General features: G+C 38.1%; 13 protein-coding genes and 1 riboswitch. Of the genes, 11 read left to right on the top strand and 2 right to left on the bottom strand.

The annotated features are described in order from the left end of the window. Positions 1-21 precede the first annotated feature (21 nt). Together chbG and JKP73_RS04545 are read right to left on the bottom strand one after the other, a co-directional pair. Positions 22-720: a chitin disaccharide deacetylase gene (gene chbG, locus JKP73_RS04550; protein WP_306465011.1), complete on the bottom strand. Its 699-nt coding sequence runs from the start codon at positions 718-720 to the stop codon at positions 22-24. 23 nt (positions 721-743) lie between these two features. Beyond that, positions 744-1,478 carry a GntR family transcriptional regulator gene (locus JKP73_RS04545; RefSeq protein ID WP_021289785.1) on the bottom strand — a complete coding sequence of 245 codons (735 nt, stop codon included), beginning with the start codon at positions 1,476-1,478 and terminating at the stop codon, positions 744-746. A 265-nt stretch (positions 1,479-1,743) separates the two neighbouring features. On the opposite strand from JKP73_RS04545, the gene JKP73_RS04540 reads away from it, so the two are divergent. The 11 genes from JKP73_RS04540 (at position 1,744) to JKP73_RS04490 (ending at position 15,701) form a co-directional block, all read left to right on the top strand. Next, on the top strand, positions 1,744-3,060 hold the full coding sequence (locus JKP73_RS04540; protein ID WP_021289784.1) for a 6-phospho-beta-glucosidase: 1,317 nt from the start codon (positions 1,744-1,746) through the stop codon (positions 3,058-3,060). Position 3,061: 1 nt separating this feature from the next. Beyond that, positions 3,062-4,351: a PTS sugar transporter subunit IIC gene (locus tag JKP73_RS04535; protein ID WP_021289783.1), complete on the top strand. Its 1,290-nt coding sequence runs from the start codon at positions 3,062-3,064 to the stop codon at positions 4,349-4,351. A 2-nt stretch (positions 4,352-4,353) separates the two neighbouring features. Next, a complete protein-coding gene (locus JKP73_RS04530) occupies positions 4,354-4,692 on the top strand; it encodes a PTS lactose/cellobiose transporter subunit IIA (protein ID WP_021289782.1) in 339 nt (112 codons plus the stop codon). Beyond that, positions 4,689-4,991: a PTS sugar transporter subunit IIB gene (locus tag JKP73_RS04525; RefSeq protein ID WP_021289781.1), complete on the top strand. Its 303-nt coding sequence runs from the start codon at positions 4,689-4,691 to the stop codon at positions 4,989-4,991. The genes JKP73_RS04530 and JKP73_RS04525 overlap by 4 nt, the downstream gene beginning before the upstream one ends. A 103-nt stretch (positions 4,992-5,094) precedes the next feature. Next, a riboswitch (TPP riboswitch) is annotated at positions 5,095-5,205 on the top strand. 128 nt (positions 5,206-5,333) lie between these two features. Then, the gene (locus JKP73_RS04520; RefSeq protein ID WP_021289780.1) at positions 5,334-6,152 is read left to right on the top strand and encodes a lipoate--protein ligase family protein; all 819 of its coding nucleotides are present in this window, start codon (positions 5,334-5,336) and stop codon (positions 6,150-6,152) included. Then, complete coding sequence (gene lipA, locus JKP73_RS04515) at positions 6,145-7,089, top strand: lipoyl synthase (protein ID WP_021289779.1); 945 nt, start codon at positions 6,145-6,147, stop codon at positions 7,087-7,089. Before JKP73_RS04520 ends, lipA begins: the two co-directional genes overlap by 8 nt. 98 nt (positions 7,090-7,187) lie before the next feature. After that, positions 7,188-8,114: an HPr(Ser) kinase/phosphatase gene (gene hprK / locus JKP73_RS04510; RefSeq protein ID WP_021289778.1), complete on the top strand. Its 927-nt coding sequence runs from the start codon at positions 7,188-7,190 to the stop codon at positions 8,112-8,114. Positions 8,115-8,350: 236 nt separating this feature from the next. After that, positions 8,351-9,427 (top strand): glycosyltransferase family 4 protein, encoded by a 1,077-nt coding sequence (locus tag JKP73_RS04505; protein ID WP_200410953.1) that lies wholly within the window; start codon positions 8,351-8,353, stop codon positions 9,425-9,427. A 113-nt stretch (positions 9,428-9,540) separates the two neighbouring features. After that, the gene (gene gnd, locus JKP73_RS04500; protein ID WP_031335187.1) at positions 9,541-10,947 is read left to right on the top strand and encodes an NADP-dependent phosphogluconate dehydrogenase; all 1,407 of its coding nucleotides are present in this window, start codon (positions 9,541-9,543) and stop codon (positions 10,945-10,947) included. A gap of 363 nt (positions 10,948-11,310) precedes the next feature. Further along, positions 11,311-15,081, top strand: a complete 3,771-nt coding sequence (locus tag JKP73_RS04495) for a S8 family serine peptidase (protein ID WP_021289775.1) — start codon at positions 11,311-11,313, stop codon at positions 15,079-15,081. An 89-nt stretch (positions 15,082-15,170) separates the two neighbouring features. Further along, complete coding sequence (locus tag JKP73_RS04490; RefSeq protein ID WP_021289774.1) at positions 15,171-15,701, top strand: DUF1572 family protein; 531 nt, start codon at positions 15,171-15,173, stop codon at positions 15,699-15,701. The last annotated feature ends 14 nt before the right edge of the window (positions 15,702-15,715 follow it).

Raw genomic sequence — 15,715 nt, 5'->3', positions numbered from 1 at the left:
CCCCCTATATGGAAGATGTCTTTACTCAATGATAGCCCAATCGGGGACGTGTAAGGAGCAAAGAATATCTAACTCTTGCTTCCGTTTATCTGTATAGCTGCTAATCTGACGTAATTCCTTATCGACAATGGCAGGGTGTGTCATTACTTCGATACTTTTGGCATTTGTCTGCTTCAGCCGTGTAAAAATGTCAGCAGAAACTTCATCCCCATAAAAGTCTAACCAAATTTGTTCCGTTAATAAAATATCTTGTTCTGCAGCTAAGTTATCTGTTATACGTACGGGCACTTGGTATTCTTTTGCCAGTGAAATGATTAACTGTTGTAGCGGTTCCCATCCATGTACATGATGGTGACTATCGATATGGTGTAGAGAGAGACCAGTAGCTAAAAAAGCTTCAATTTGTGCACGCCATTCTTTCTCAACTGCCTGCAAGTTTGGCGCTTCCATGTGTCGATACCTGCTTGAATATTTAAACCGGTTATTTTCACAAACCAATTCCGGTACGGAACTTAAAGGTTTCCCCCATGTTAAGACAAGATGAATGCCGACATGTAATGTATCATTCTCTTTAGCACGTGCGACAGCATAATTCACTGCTTTCCCATTCATCATTAAGGTTGTTGAAGTGACAACTCCATTTTGATGGGCCATTATAATTCCGTCTGTTACGCCCTTGGTTAATCCGAAATCATCGGCATTGAATAAGACATGCATCATAAATATCCCCCTACATTCTAAAATTATAGATTATTTTCAAATGGATAATTACGTTCAATTACAAAATTTGTTTTATCCCCTCTAAAGAAAGCACGTGAATACTCTACTTTCTCTCCTTTTTCGTTTTCTGCAACGGTTTCAATATAAAAGCAAGGCGCACCTTGTTCACAATTTAGATGGCTGGAAGCTCTTTCATCTGCTAACGTAATTTCTACATGTTCAATCGTTTTGGCTATATGTACTTGAAACTCTTCTTTTAAAGCAGCATATAGCGATGATTCTGCTTGCGTTTTTGTGATGCCTGGAGCAACATTCCACGGAATATAGGAAATCTCATATTGCGTTGGTTCCATATTTGCCTTTCTCACACGTTCCACGCGCTGAATAGGATCGTTTAAAGAAACGTCTAAGGAATGCTCGATATATTCATTTGCAGGAATAACTTGTATATCTAATACAGTTATCTCAGCTTCTTTGCCTTGAATAGCAACTTGATCACTGTAGCGTTTTACCGTTTGCGAAAGCGTTTGTTTCACTTTTTGATCTGCTACAAATGTACCTCGTCCTTGGTGGCGATTTAAATACCCTTCTAGTGTTAGTTGATTTAGAGCAGTTCGGATGGTTGTTCTGCTCACTCCAAAATCTTCACATAACTCTAATTCGGTAGGTATTTTCTCTCCTTTCTTATATTTGTTTGTTTTAATACGATTCAATAATTCTTCCTTAATATAAGCATGTAATGATTGATTCTTTTCCATTTGCACACTTCCTTACTCGATCCTAGTTTGGATATATATTAACGCTAAAATTAAAGACATAAAAAAGCAATAATTCACTTAATTAAAGTGTACAAGATTACACATATAATGACAATATTTTATAAATGTTATTACAATAAGAAACATATTTTTTGAAATGTATGGACTTTAAATAATTTGTATGATACATTTTAGATGAACAACAAAATACAACGATACACTATTATAAAAGCGGTTTCAAAAAACATCAAAGGAGTTAAAGGAAATGACATTAAAACTTGTAGTAGTAGGTGGAGGGTCTAGTTACACACCTGAAATAATTGAAGGAATTATTCGGCGCTATGACTCATTTCCCGTTACAGACATTGTACTTGTAGATGTTGAAGCGGGGAAAGAGAAACTAGAAATAATTGGACGATTAGCATTACGAATGATAGAGAAATCAAATAAAGCAATTCATCTAACATGGACCTTAAATCGCCGGCAAGCACTTGAAAATGCGGACTTTGTTTCTACTCAAATACGAGTGGGTGGGTTAGAAGCCAGATCAAAAGACGAACGTATTCCATTAAGCCATGGGTTTATTGGGCAAGAAACAAACGGAGCTGGAGGTATCTTCAAAGCATTTCGTACTATCCCAGTCCTTTTAGAATTAGCGAAAGACGTGCATGACATTTGTCCGAATGCATGGATAATTAATTTCACAAACCCTGCTGGAATTGTTACAGAAGCTTTATTAAAACATTCTCCGCATAAGAAGGTTATCGGTGTATGCAATATCCCATTTAATATGCGACATTCGACTGCAGAAATTTTAAATGTAAAGCCAGATGAAGTGAGTATTGAATTTATTGGCATGAATCATTTTGTATTTGGTAGTAAGGTCCTTGTTAATGGAGAAGATCGAACGAATGAAGTATTAGAAAAAGTGACCCACGACCTTGACTATTCACCAGCAAATATTGTTAATTTAGGCTGGACCAAGACGTTTATAGAAGCTACGGGTCTACTTCCGAATCCATATCATCAATATTATTTTCAAACGGCGGATGTTCTAAAAAAAGACTTGAAAGCGTTTAAAGAAAATGGCACACGAGCCGAGGTAGTTCAGGATTTGGAAGGATCTCTTTTTGAGATTTATAAAAACCCGTCGTTATATGAGAAGCCAAAGGAACTTGAAGAACGTGGTGGAGCTTTTTATAGCGATGTAGCATGTAGTTTAATGGACTCCATTTATAATAATAAACAGGATATTCAGACGGTAAACACATGGAACCATGGAGCAATACCCGATTTGCCAGAAGATGCTGTTATTGAAGTTAATTGCATTATTACTAAAAATGGACCAAAACCAATTGCTGTTGGGCATTTACCACTTTCGGTTAAAGGTCATATTTATCAAATGAAGGCCTTTGAGGAACTAGTTATTCAAGCAAGTATCACTGGGAACTACAACGATGCATACACAGCAATGGTGATGAATCCATTACTTGCTGATGAAAAGAGAAGCAAGGATGTGCTGGATGAGTTATTGGAAGCACATCAAGCATATTTGCCACAATTTAATTCAAGGGGGATTTAAGATGAACAGTAAATTTATGCAAAAGTTCATTGAAATTGCTGGACGTATTGGATCACAGCGACATCTAGTAGCTGTCCGAGACGGGTTCGTTGCGATCATGCCATTAATTATCGTTGGGTCACTTGCTATTTTAATTAATAATTTTCCGCCATTTGGCAACTTTAATTTTGTTGAATGGATGAATGGAATCTTTGGTGATGGCAATTGGCAAACAGTCGGGGGGAGTATTTGGAACGGTACTTTTGCTATATTAGGTCTTTTAGTATCCTTTTCTATAGCTTATAATTTAGCTAAGTCTTATGACGTAGATGGGCTATCTGCTGGTCTCATATCAGCTGCCGGTTTTATTATGCTAGTCCCTTGGACAGAGGATGGCGCTGGTTTAACCGCAGCATGGTTAGGTACGCAAGGACTATTTGTTGGAATTATTATAGCGCTTCTTGTCACAGAACTTTTCAGAATATTGATAAATTCGAATTTGACTATTAAAATGCCAGAAGGTGTTCCAGACGGGGTTACACGCTCCTTCAAAGCATTAGTACCTGCGGTGATCATTTTAATTATTCTAGGTTTTTTCCAGGCATTAATGAATGTGTTCGCAGAGCAAAGTATTTTTGAAGTTATCTTTAATGCAATTCAAGAACCGTTACAAGGTTTGGGGAATACTTTGCCCGCAGCAATGGTTGTATCCTTTCTTAATCACTTATTATGGTTCTTTGGTTTACATGGGACGAATATTATTGGATCAGTAATTGAACCGGTCTACTTGCCACTGATTGAACAAAATCTCGATTTATTTAAGAGCGGTATGTCAGCATTTGACGTACCTAATATTGTAACAAAACCATTCTTAGATTCATTTGTTTTTATGGGTGGATCAGGAACGACCATTGCATTGTTAATTGCAGTCTTTATTGTAATACGTAGAGAGAGAAACCATCCATATCGACAAGTTGCAAAGTTATCAGCGCCAGCAGGGCTATTTAACATTAATGAACCGGTTATTTTTGGACTACCAATTGTATTAAACCCTGTGATGTTAATTCCATTTATATTGATTCCTGTAACATTGACGATTACATCCTATATTGCATTAGCTACTGGTATAGTGCCAAGAACAGTGGCAATTCTTCCATGGACAACACCGCCAATTTTAAGTGGTTATCTAGTAACAGGCGGTAGCTGGCGTGGAATTGGGCTTCAAGTATTTAATTTAGTGCTGGCTGTTATCATGTATATTCCATTCATTTTAGCAGGTGCAAGAACCTTAAAGAGAAATAAGGGGGAATAACCATGACTACAAAAGAAGATGTACAGATGCTATCCTTTTCGATTATACTTCATGCTGGAAATGCAAGGTCATCTGCAATGGAAGCTATTTCTTTAGCAAAATCTTATCAATTTGCTGAAGCACGACAAAAAATAGCAGAGGCGGATGAAGAATTTACAGAAGCTCATCATATTCAAACGAAATTTTTACAGGAAGAAGCAGAAGGGAACCAAACAGAGGTTTCCGTCATTCTAATACATGCACAGGACCATCTAATGACCGCCATGACAGTAAAAGATTTAGCTAGTGAAATGATTGATATGTATGAAAAGATGCAAATCCTAGAGGAGGGAAACAAATGAAGATTATTTTAGTTTGTTCTGCGGGGATGTCGACTTCCATGCTTGTAAAAAAAATGAAACAATCAGCTGACGATAGAAATATAATGGCCGAGATTAATGCGGTAGCAGAATCACAATTAAAGAACGAGCTGGATGATCTTGATGTTGTATTAATTGGTCCACAAGTCCGTTATTTAGAAAAGAAGATTAGAGAGCAGTTGGAACCAAAAGGAATCGCTGTTGATGTAATTGATCAAATAGCTTATGGCATGATCCAAGGAGATAAGGTTTTAGATCAAGCCATCGCTTTAAAGAAATAGAAGAATAATAGAAATGAAGTTGTACGAAAAAAATTGCGCCTTTACAATTTATGGCAAGCTTGTTAAGCTGATTTTGTTGGTAAATTAAAACTAAATGGAATCTTTTCAACACTAGGGGAGCTATGTAAAGTAGCTGAGAAGAGCGTAGGAATCGTTTTGACCCTTCGTACCCGAACAGGATAATGCCTGCGTGGGAAAGTGTGGTCAATAGGGATACTTTATTGACTGCATTCACGACGAATGCAGTCTTTTTTATGAGGAAGTATCATGGTTTTCTTTCATACATGTGCACCTCCGGTTAGGCCTTTGTTGAAAAGATTCTTCTTATGGGAGGCGATTTTCGTGCAAGAAAAATGGGGATTTTTAGAAAATGTACCTCATGATGCTGCCATTAACATGGCATTAGATGAGGCATTACTTAATTGGCATCATGAAGGAAAAATACCGCCTACATTACGTTTTTATCAATGGATAGCCCCCACGCTTTCAATTGGTCATTTTCAAAAAGTAGACGGAAAAATCGATGTAGAAGGTATTCAAAACCATCAATGTCAATTTGTGCGGAGAATGACTGGGGGCAGTGCAGTTCTGCATGATGATGAACTAACGTATAGTATTGTAATATCTGAACAACATCCGGCAATTGCTTCATCGATTCGTCAAGCGTACTATGATTTGTCAAAAGGCATACTACGAGGCTATCAAAATTTAAACATTCCAGTTGATTATGCCGAATCGTTTTCAAAAGAACGGAGTAGTATTTGTTTTGAGAGACCCGCATTCTATGAAATGGTTGCAGATGGCAAAAAGATATCTGGTAATGCACAGACAAGAAAAAAAGGAGTATTGCTCCAACATGGTTCGATTCCGATATCGATGAATGTAGATATGTTATTCGATCTTTTTTTATTTCCTTCTGAACGTGTCAAGGAGAGAAAAAAACAGGCATTTTGGAAAAAAGCTACGACGATTAATCAGGTAACGCAAAGGAAACATTCCTATGAAACGGTTAAAACAGCTTTTTTAGAAGGATTCGGAGAGGGATTGAATATTGAACTTGAACCTTTTACATTAACAAAAAGCCAATGGAATGAAGTATACGATCTAGCAGAACGAAAATATACAGATAATACAATCAAAGGAGTTGTATCCCATGCCTAAAGATCAAACATATATACGAAAGCCGGAGTGGTTAAAAACAAAAATAAACACGAATAAATCCTACAGAGGATTAAAGAAATTAATGCGCGAAAATCGCCTGAATACAGTGTGTGAAGAAGCACGCTGCCCAAATATACATGAGTGTTGGAGTGAACGTAAAACTGCGACGTTTATGATCTTAGGAGATACATGTACAAGAGGATGCCGCTTTTGTGCTGTAAAAACTGGATTACCAAATGAATTAGATTGGGGAGAGCCAGAAAGGGTGGCTAATTCGGTTACCGTTATGGGGCTACGGCATGTTGTAGTTACAGCAGTGGCACGTGATGATTTAAATGATGGGGGAGCGGCTGTATTTGCTGAGACGGTACGAGCAATTCGAAGAAAAAACCCAGGATGTACGATTGAAATTCTACCATCAGATATGAAAGGGGACTACGAGAGTCTATATACATTGATGGATAGTGCACCAGATATTTTTAATCATAATATTGAAACGGTACGCAGGCTAACAAAACGTGTAAGAGCTAGAGCGATGTATGATCGGTCTCTTCAATTATTGGAACGCGTGAAGGAAATCGCTCCTAAAACACCGACCAAATCTAGTATTATGGTTGGTTTGGGTGAGGAGAAAGCGGAAATCATTCAAGCAATGGATGATCTTTTAGCGCATAAAGTCGATATTATGACAATTGGTCAGTATTTACAACCAACAAAAAAACATTTGAATGTTGAGCGTTATTACCATCCAGATGAGTTTGCCGAGTTAAAACAAATTGCACTTGAGAAAGGATTTTCACATTGTGAAGCTGGACCATTGGTTCGATCTTCTTATCATGCAGATGAACAAGTAACCCAAGCCTCGGCGCAACGTCGAATTAACTATATGAAAGGCTATGAAAAACAGGAAAAAAAAGAAGTAGATTTTACTTTCTAACATTTCCAATCCGTTATGAAACCTCCATTTCTTGTTTTTCGTATAGAAACATAATATAGTTAAAAGCTATAGTTGTAATAGAAATGGAGCGTATACAGATGAAGTCAATAACAATTAAACAACTAGCTGGTAGATTCAATCTGGAAATATTGGCTGGAGAGGATCAACTTGATCGATCCATTACCAAGGCGAGAACGCATCGCCCTGGGTTAGAATTTATCGGCTACTTTGACTTTTTTCCGATGGAACATGTCCAAGTGCTCGGACGAAAAGAAATTACGTATTTACATCAGCTGACACATGAGGAGCGACGATTACGAATTGGTAATATTGTAAATTACCACCCTCCTTGCTTTATCGTTACATCAGAGCAAGCTGGGCTGACATATTTAACGCAGTTTTGTAAAGAAGAGGGAATACCTTTATTACGAACGAAAGAGCCTACGTCAACATTTATCGAGAAATATGATGCCTACATGGTGAAGGCGTTAGCGCCAGAAACGGCAGTCCATGCGGTGTGTGTCAATATTTTTGGGTTAGGTATTCTAATTAGAGGAAAGTCAGGAATTGGCAAAAGTGAGATTGCACATGCTTTAATTGGCAGAGGTCATCGATTAGTAGCAGATGATATTGTTGTCTTGAAGAAGCTTGGTCCAGATACATTACTCGGAACACATAATCAAACGAATAAAGAGTTTCTCGCTCTCCGAAGTGTTGGCTTATTAAATGTAGTAAGGGTGTATGGGCAGAAGGCATTTCAAGAAGAAACGAGAATAGCCTTAGATATCAAATTAACCGAATGGGAAAAGGACGCACTGAATAATGAGTTAGAGGTAGAAACTGAATCGAGTGAATATATGGATGTGACAGTTCCTAAAATAGAAATTCAACTGCAACCAGGTCGAGATGTGGTTGGGTTGATTGAGGCTGCTGCTAATAATTGGTATTTGCAACAGCAAGGATATAGTGCTGCTGAAGAATTTATGGAACGATTAGATTTGGATATGGAAGACAATCAAGGATAAATCATTGCTGTCATTCGCTCAGCTTGATTTTTAACAAAGGAATCCCATAGGAACATTATACTGCAGTTGCATAGGTGAAAGGCTGATTTGTACGTCAGCCTCTTTTTTATAAGTTCAAACGTTTCTTCATAGACAATGATTTGCTAAAACCAACGAATATCCGCTATAATTTAACCAATTATGTAACCGACAATTTAGGCAGCTAAGAATTACAGCAAAGATGCTAGGAGAATGATATGTTGAATGTTTTGGATTTACTAATAGCGTTTGTCATCGCAATCTTAACTGCTTTTCTAACAACCTACCCGGTAAAGAAATTTGCAACGCTTGTCGGTGCAGTTGATTTTCCTAATCACCGGAAAATACATATAAAGGTAACACCTCGACTAGGTGGCATTGCTATCTTTTTGGGGACAATAGCTGGTTTGCTCTATTTGCAGCCAGTGCATCCACATCTACCAGAAATTGCTGCAGGTGCAGTAGTAATTGTGTTAACAGGTGCAATCGATGATCGATTTACAATTCAACCTGTTGTAAAGTTAACAGGTCAACTAATTGCTGCATCGTTTTTAATATCTTCCGGTTTAATTATTGAAAGACTTACGTTACCTTTCTTTGGTACCGTAGAGTTGGGGTTTATTAGTGTACTCATTACGGTTTTGTGGGTGGTTGGTGTAACCAATGCAATTAATCTAATTGATGGTTTGGATGGGTTAGCGACAGGAGTTTCAACAATTGCATTAATTAGTATTTGTATGATGGCTTTTATTGATATGCAAGTAGTTGCTGCATATTTCTGTATCGCTTTAATTGGAAGTAATTTAGGCTTTTTATATCATAACTTTTATCCTGCCAAAATCTATATGGGCGATACAGGATCTAATTTTCTCGGGTATATGATTGCCGTTGTATCCATGTTAGGTCTCTTCAAAAACATTGCGTTATTTAGTTTTATCATCCCAATCATTGTTCTCGCAGTACCAATCTTTGATACATTATTTGCAGTTATTCGTAGAGCTTACAACAAAGAAAGTATCATGATGGCAGATAATAAGCATGTTCACTATCAACTCTTACAAGCCGGGTATAGCCATCGAAAAACGGTGTTGATTATTTATGCATTCAGTATCCTATTTGGTACGATGGCTATATTGTTTTCCTTTGCAAGTATGACTACAGCGTTTCTTATTACCATTTTAGTGCTGCTCCTGATTCATCTATTTGCAGAAATGGCTGGAATCGTCATGGGAGGTAAACGCCCAATGCTTGACTTTATTAGGCGAATATTGAAAAAGAACAGGGATAAATCATAAGTGTTTTATAAATACCGGAAATTTACTATAATGAAGGTAGATTTGGTGGTTAAGGAGTTCGTCACATCAAATTAAACGATTTGTATCGTAGTAGAAAGGAATGGCATATTTTCATGGAACAACAAATTGGTGTTATCGGTTTAGCGGTAATGGGGAAAAACCTAGCGTTAAACATTGAAAGTCGAGGGTACTCCGTTGCTGTTTATAACCGTTCTGGCGATAAAACAGAGGCTTTTTTAGAAAATGAAGCTAAAGGAAAGAACTTTAAAGGGTCGAAAACGATTGAAGAATTTGTTCAATCGCTTGAAAAGCCGAGAAAGATTATGTTGATGGTAAAAGCAGGGAGGCCAACAGATGCGACCATTGAGTCGCTGCTTCCGCATTTAGATAAAGGTGATATTCTTATTGATGGTGGGAATACATTATATGAAGAGACGATTCGCAGGAATAAGTTATTGGAAGATAAAGGAATTCACTTTATTGGGACAGGTGTATCTGGAGGAGAAGAAGGAGCATTAAAAGGACCTTCCATTATGCCTGGTGGCCAAAAAGAGGCGTATGACTTAGTCGCGCCAATTTTTGAGGCGATTTCTGCAAAAGTAGATGGAGAGGCTTGTACAACATACATAGGTCCAGATGGAGCAGGACACTATGTAAAAATGGTTCATAATGGCATTGAATACGGGGATATGCAGCTTATTTCCGAGGCTTATTATATTTTAAAACATGTGTTAGGTTTGGACACGGATGAATTACATGAGGTTTTTGCCGAATGGAATAAAGGTGAATTAGACAGTTATTTAATCGAAATTACGGCGGATATCTTTACAAAAAAAGACCAAGAAACTGGAAAACCATTAGTCGAAGTCATTTTAGATACTGCAGGACAAAAAGGAACAGGTAAATGGACAAGCAAGAATGCCCTTGACTTAGGGGTACCACTTCCATTAATTACGGAATCTGTTTTTGCAAGGTTTATTTCAGCAATGAAAGAGGAACGCGTGAAGGCAAGTAAACAATTGCAAGGTCCAGCTGTACTTTCATATTCCGGGGACAAACAAGAACTAATTGAAGCGGTACGTAAAGCATTGTACATGAGTAAAATTTGTTCTTATGCTCAAGGATTTGCACAAATGCGTGCTCAATCAGAAGAAAATGGCTGGAATCTACGATATGGTGATATTGCCATGATCTGGCGTGGTGGTTGCATTATACGTGCGCATTTCTTACAAAAGATTAAAGATGCGTATGATCGTGAACCAGGATTAGCTAACCTAATGTTAGATCCTTACTTCAAAGAGATTGTTGAAGGGTATCAGGATGCATTACGTGAAGTCGTTGCAATTGCAATAAAACAAGGAATAGCTGTTCCGGCATTTTCAAGTGCAATTGCTTATTACGATAGTTACCGTGCAGAAGACTTACCTGCTAACTTACTCCAAGCACAACGGGATTATTTTGGTGCACATACGTACCAACGAAAAGACAAAGAAGGCGTATTCCATACGAACTGGTTATAAATGAATCGTAGATTTTAAAAACTACACCTCACTTAGGGGTGTAGTTTTTTACTTTGATTCATTTTGAAAATGAAAGAGAGAGTTTTATTTTACCAAAGTAATCCCTCTTCAGGGTCTTTAGTCACGATTATCGTAAGGACTTAAATTGTCATATATTGGATAAGTATGGCAAAAATAAAATAAAACAAATGAATAAGTTGCCGATCCACAACTTATTATGTAACTTATCGACTAGGACTTTAGATACTGGTGTAATTTTCTGAAATTTAATATGATTGTTATAATCTGAATATTAAGTCTTAGTACATTCAGAGGGAGGAGGCTCACTTTAGTCTAGTAAACTATGAAGAGGGGGAGAAGTCAATGAAGGGAAAACCGAGAATAAGACGGACTATTCTTATTTTATTTGTATTCTTACTCACGTTCAGTAATTTTTCTACAGTAAATGCTATCAGTCAATTATCTGGACAAGCGTTAAAGAAAACGGAATTATCCAAGGATAAACTGAATGCAACAGAAGATCCTGATAAAGAGGTACGTGTCATTGTTGAAGTAGATGATCAGCCTGCTATTGAAGTAGCCACAAAACGAGGGATAACCTTTAATAGTATGGCTGAAAGTGAGAAAAAGAAATTAGAAGTAGATGCGAAAAAGAAACAAAAAACAATTAAATCAGAAATGACACAACAGAAAGTAGAAGCAGAATACTTACAAGAGTTTACGACGGTCGTAAATGGTTTTAGTGCAGAAATAAAGCAAGGTGACATAGAAAAAGTTAGTTCGATTCCTAGCGTCAAAGAGGTTCATGTAGTGAATAAGTATGAACGTCCAATTGCAAAGCCTAATATGAAATACAGCAAAGAGCTCGTAGAGGCACAACAAGCATGGAGAGATTATGGTTTCAAGGGTGAAGGAATGGTTGTTGGAATTATTGATACTGGAATTGATCCTACTCACCAGGATATGGTGCTTTCTGACAATGAGTCAGCAGCTCTCACAGAAGATACCGTGAATGGGATTATTGAAGAGGAGGACCTTCCAGGCGGTTATTATACCAATAAAGTACCATATGGATATAACTATATGGATGAGAATGACGAAATAAGAGAAATACATGCAGAGGCAAACTATCATGGGATGCATGTAGCTGGTACGGTTGCCGCTAATGGTGATGAAGAAAATGGGGGAGTGCTAGGGATAGCTCCAGAGGCTCAATTACTTGCACTTAAAGTATTTGGGAATGATCCAGAGATGCAATATACGTTTGGTGATATCTATATAAAAGCAATTGATGATGCGATTAAGTTAGGTGTGGATGCTCTAAATATGAGCCTTGGTTCGCCATCAGGTTTTGTGGACGCAGATTCACCTGAACAACAAGCGGTAACGCGTGCGGTAGACAATGGTGTACTAATGTCAATATCCGCCGGGAACTCTGCATTGTTTGCTGATGGCTATTTTTACCCATACGCTTCCAATCCAGATTACGGGCTAGTAGGTTCACCTGGAGTAGCTGATGATTCTTTACAGGTAGCTTCTTATGAAAATACATTCATGGAAGTAGATGAACTTGATTACACGATTGATGGGGATTCAGGAACGGCAGCATTTTTATCGGCTGGTCAGACAAGTCCTCCGACTGATGGTTCAGCCTTTGAGGTCATTGAGGCGGGCTTAGGATATCCTGAAGATTTTGAAGGAAAAGAAGTAGAAGGAAAGTATGCGTTAATCCAAAGAGGAGAACTTGCATTTACTGAAAAAGCATTGAATGCACAAGAAAATGGTGCTGCTGGTGTAATTATCTACAATAATACAGATGGTATTGTTAATATGGCAACAGACGCAGCAATTACGATACCGCAGTTATTTATGCTAAAAAGTGATGGAGATCAATTGGCTGAGGCACTTAACAATGGACAAGCTGTAACCGTTGGATTCTCAGGAGATACAGCAACAATTGATAATCCTGATGCTGGAAAGATGAGTGCTTTCACATCTTGGGGATTAACGCCAAATCTAGACTTTAAACCAGAAATTACGGCTCCAGGCGGGCAAATCTATTCGACATTGAATGATAACCAATATGGTTTAATGAGCGGGACATCCATGGCAGCTCCTCATGTATCGGGGGGAAGCGCACTTGTATTGCAACGTGTAGATGAAGAATTTGGATATGAGCAGGCAGATCGAGTTAATCTAGCGAAAAAATTAATGATGAATACTTCTGATCAAGTTGAATTTGAAGGTGAGCCAGTATCTCCACGTCGACAAGGGGCGGGAATCATGCAATTACATGCAGCGTTATCCACGCCAGTTGTTGTGACAGAAGCAGAAACAAATGAGGCCAAAGTGGCTTTGAAAGAGATAGAAGGCGATCAAGTATCGTTTGAATTAACTGCAGAGAATGTAAGTGATGAAGCGGTAACGTATGATGTCAAGGCTAATGTCCAAACGGATACTCCCGTAGATGGCGGAGGCGTTACGGTGACAGCCCCAAATGATTTTGCAGCAAACGATCTTGGAGAGTTGGCGACAATTAATGGAGAAACGAGTACAACCATTGAAGTTCCAGCAAATGATTCCACGACATTTACCGTTACAATCGATATAAGTTCCGTAGATGATTCACTATCAGAGATCTTTACAAATGGATATTGGCTCGAGGGATTTGTAACATTAACGGATCCGACAGATACTAACCCCGAATTGGCTGTTCCTTATGTAGGATTTAAAGGAGAATGGGACGATGCTCCAATTTTTGATGAACCTATCTGGGATGAGGATTCATTCTATGGAATGACATCTGTTGTCACATCATTAGGAGAAGACGATGCTGGAGAAATGCAATATGGTTATTTAGGAGAAGATTTAGCTACTGGTGAAGTAGATCCAGAAAAGATTGCATTCTCTCCAAATGGCGATGGTGTACAGGACGATGCACTCATGATGCTGTCATTCCTAAGAAATGCAAAGGATGCGAAGTTTACTGTTCTTAATAAAGATGGGAAGAAGGTAAGGACGATTCGCTTAGAATCCGAATTAACAAAAAATCATTATGATTCTGGTGCAGCGGCCTATTACTCTATTTCCGGTGCAAGAGCTTGGGACGGGAAAATAAAAGGGGAACAGGCACCTGAAGGTAATTATTATCTTCAAGTAGAAGCTGTAATTGATTTTGAGGGAGCAGAATGGCAAAGCCTGCAATTACCAGTTATATTGGATAATACGGCTCCAGAAGTAGAAGCAAGTTATAGCTTTGATAACGAACTTTTAACGGTCAATGCCACAGATAAAGGAGAAGGTAGTGGCGTCGCCTATTGGGATGTATTTGTTAATGGAGAACCTGTCTTAGAAGAACCTTATGTCGATGGGGAAACGGAACATCCATTAACGGGAATTGAACCGGAAGATACCATTACGGTTGTAACAGCGGATTACGCCGGTAATGAAGTGGAAGTGGATGCGGAAATGGTGGAACCGGACACAACCGTTCCAGATTTACATTTACTTACACCTGAAATGAATGGCGTTGATGCAGATAGGGAAGTTATTTTTGAGGGATATGTTACAGATGAATCCGGTGTAAAAGAAGTTACCATTGATGGAGAAAAAGCCGAGCTTATTTACAATGAAGCAGAAGAGCGTTATGACTTTTCATTACCGATGGATCATAAAAAAGATGGCTACTACTTTAAACATATTAAGGCAGTCGATCATGTTGGAAATGAAACAGAAATTGGGCGCAGGTACTTCGTTGATAGTTCAAAAGCAAAATTAAACGTAAAAGGGAAAAAGAAAACCAAATCAGACTCGATCACACTAACCGCCAAAGTGAAGGACAACTTTGATGATATTAATTTATTTGTTGATGGCGACCATGTCTTTACACATGAACTCTCTAAACCTTATGGTAAGAATAAATTTAAGGATGAAATTGAAGTTGAACTAGATCTTGAAGAAGGTGAGAATGAATTTGAATTTAAAGTTGTGGATCTAGCAGGTCATGAGACAGTCGAAACGGTTACGGTAACTCAATTAAATAATGATAAAGAAGAAGATAATGACAATCCATTAGGGTTTATTTTTAATCAACTATGGTTGATTTTCGGCAAGCTATGGGGGATCTTCGGCTAGAATAAAGAACAGCTTCCTAAAGGAGCTGTTCTTTATTACAGCTATCATAGTGTGTATGTAGAAACTACATAATAGAGGAGGAGATTTATATGGCAATTGGTATAATCTATCTTCAGGTTATTCAAAAACGGTTCAAACAAGTAAAAGATCAAGGTGAAAAAGCAATGGCTCAACTGAATGATAATGAGATTCACTGGAAACCCAACGAAGTATCAAACAGTGTTGCTGTAATAGTAAAACATATGAGCGGAAATATGCATTCAAGATGGAAGGACTTTCTAACTACTGATGGAGAGAAGTCAGATCGTAATCGCGATCAGGAGTTTGTCGATACCATTGCTACAAACCAAGAAATGTTCGAGTTATGGGAGAAAGGGTGGGAAGTTTTGTTTACTGCTCTTAATCATCTACATGAGCATGATTTAGAAAAGCATATCAGCATCCGCGGGGAAGCACTTGTCATCATTGATGCAATTGAGCGACAACTCGCCCATTATGCTTCTCATGTTGGGCAGATTCTCTATATAAGCAAGCAGCTAAAGGGTGATACATGGCAAACCTTAAGTATCCCAAAAGGAAAATCAGAAGCATATTTGAGGGGAGATAGCTTAAATAGTTAAACAGAACTTCTAAT

This window comes from Virgibacillus salexigens, assembly GCF_014905415.1.
In the GTDB taxonomy this organism is placed as follows: Bacteria; Bacillota; Bacilli; order Bacillales; family Amphibacillaceae; genus Virgibacillus; species Virgibacillus salexigens.
This window is presented reverse-complemented; position numbering and strand designations above follow the sequence as displayed.

Bases quoted from the DNA above. Each gene is read 5' to 3' on its own strand.
- chbG (WP_306465011.1), bottom strand. From the start codon at position 720: ATGATGCATGTCTTATTCAATGCCGATGATTTCGGATTAACCAAGGGC.
- JKP73_RS04545 (WP_021289785.1), bottom strand. From the start codon at position 1,478: ATGGAAAAGAATCAATCATTACATGCTTATATTAAGGAAGAATTATTG.
- JKP73_RS04540 (WP_021289784.1), top strand. From the start codon at position 1,744: ATGACATTAAAACTTGTAGTAGTAGGTGGAGGGTCTAGTTACACACCT.
- JKP73_RS04535 (WP_021289783.1), top strand. From the start codon at position 3,062: ATGAACAGTAAATTTATGCAAAAGTTCATTGAAATTGCTGGACGTATT.
- JKP73_RS04530 (WP_021289782.1), top strand. From the start codon at position 4,354: ATGACTACAAAAGAAGATGTACAGATGCTATCCTTTTCGATTATACTT.
- JKP73_RS04525 (WP_021289781.1), top strand. From the start codon at position 4,689: ATGAAGATTATTTTAGTTTGTTCTGCGGGGATGTCGACTTCCATGCTT.
- lipA (WP_021289779.1), top strand. From the start codon at position 6,145: ATGCCTAAAGATCAAACATATATACGAAAGCCGGAGTGGTTAAAAACA.
- hprK (WP_021289778.1), top strand. From the start codon at position 7,188: ATGAAGTCAATAACAATTAAACAACTAGCTGGTAGATTCAATCTGGAA.
- JKP73_RS04505 (WP_200410953.1), top strand. From the start codon at position 8,351: ATGTTGAATGTTTTGGATTTACTAATAGCGTTTGTCATCGCAATCTTA.
- gnd (WP_031335187.1), top strand. From the start codon at position 9,541: ATGGAACAACAAATTGGTGTTATCGGTTTAGCGGTAATGGGGAAAAAC.
- JKP73_RS04495 (WP_021289775.1), top strand. From the start codon at position 11,311: ATGAAGGGAAAACCGAGAATAAGACGGACTATTCTTATTTTATTTGTA.
- JKP73_RS04490 (WP_021289774.1), top strand. From the start codon at position 15,171: ATGGCAATTGGTATAATCTATCTTCAGGTTATTCAAAAACGGTTCAAA.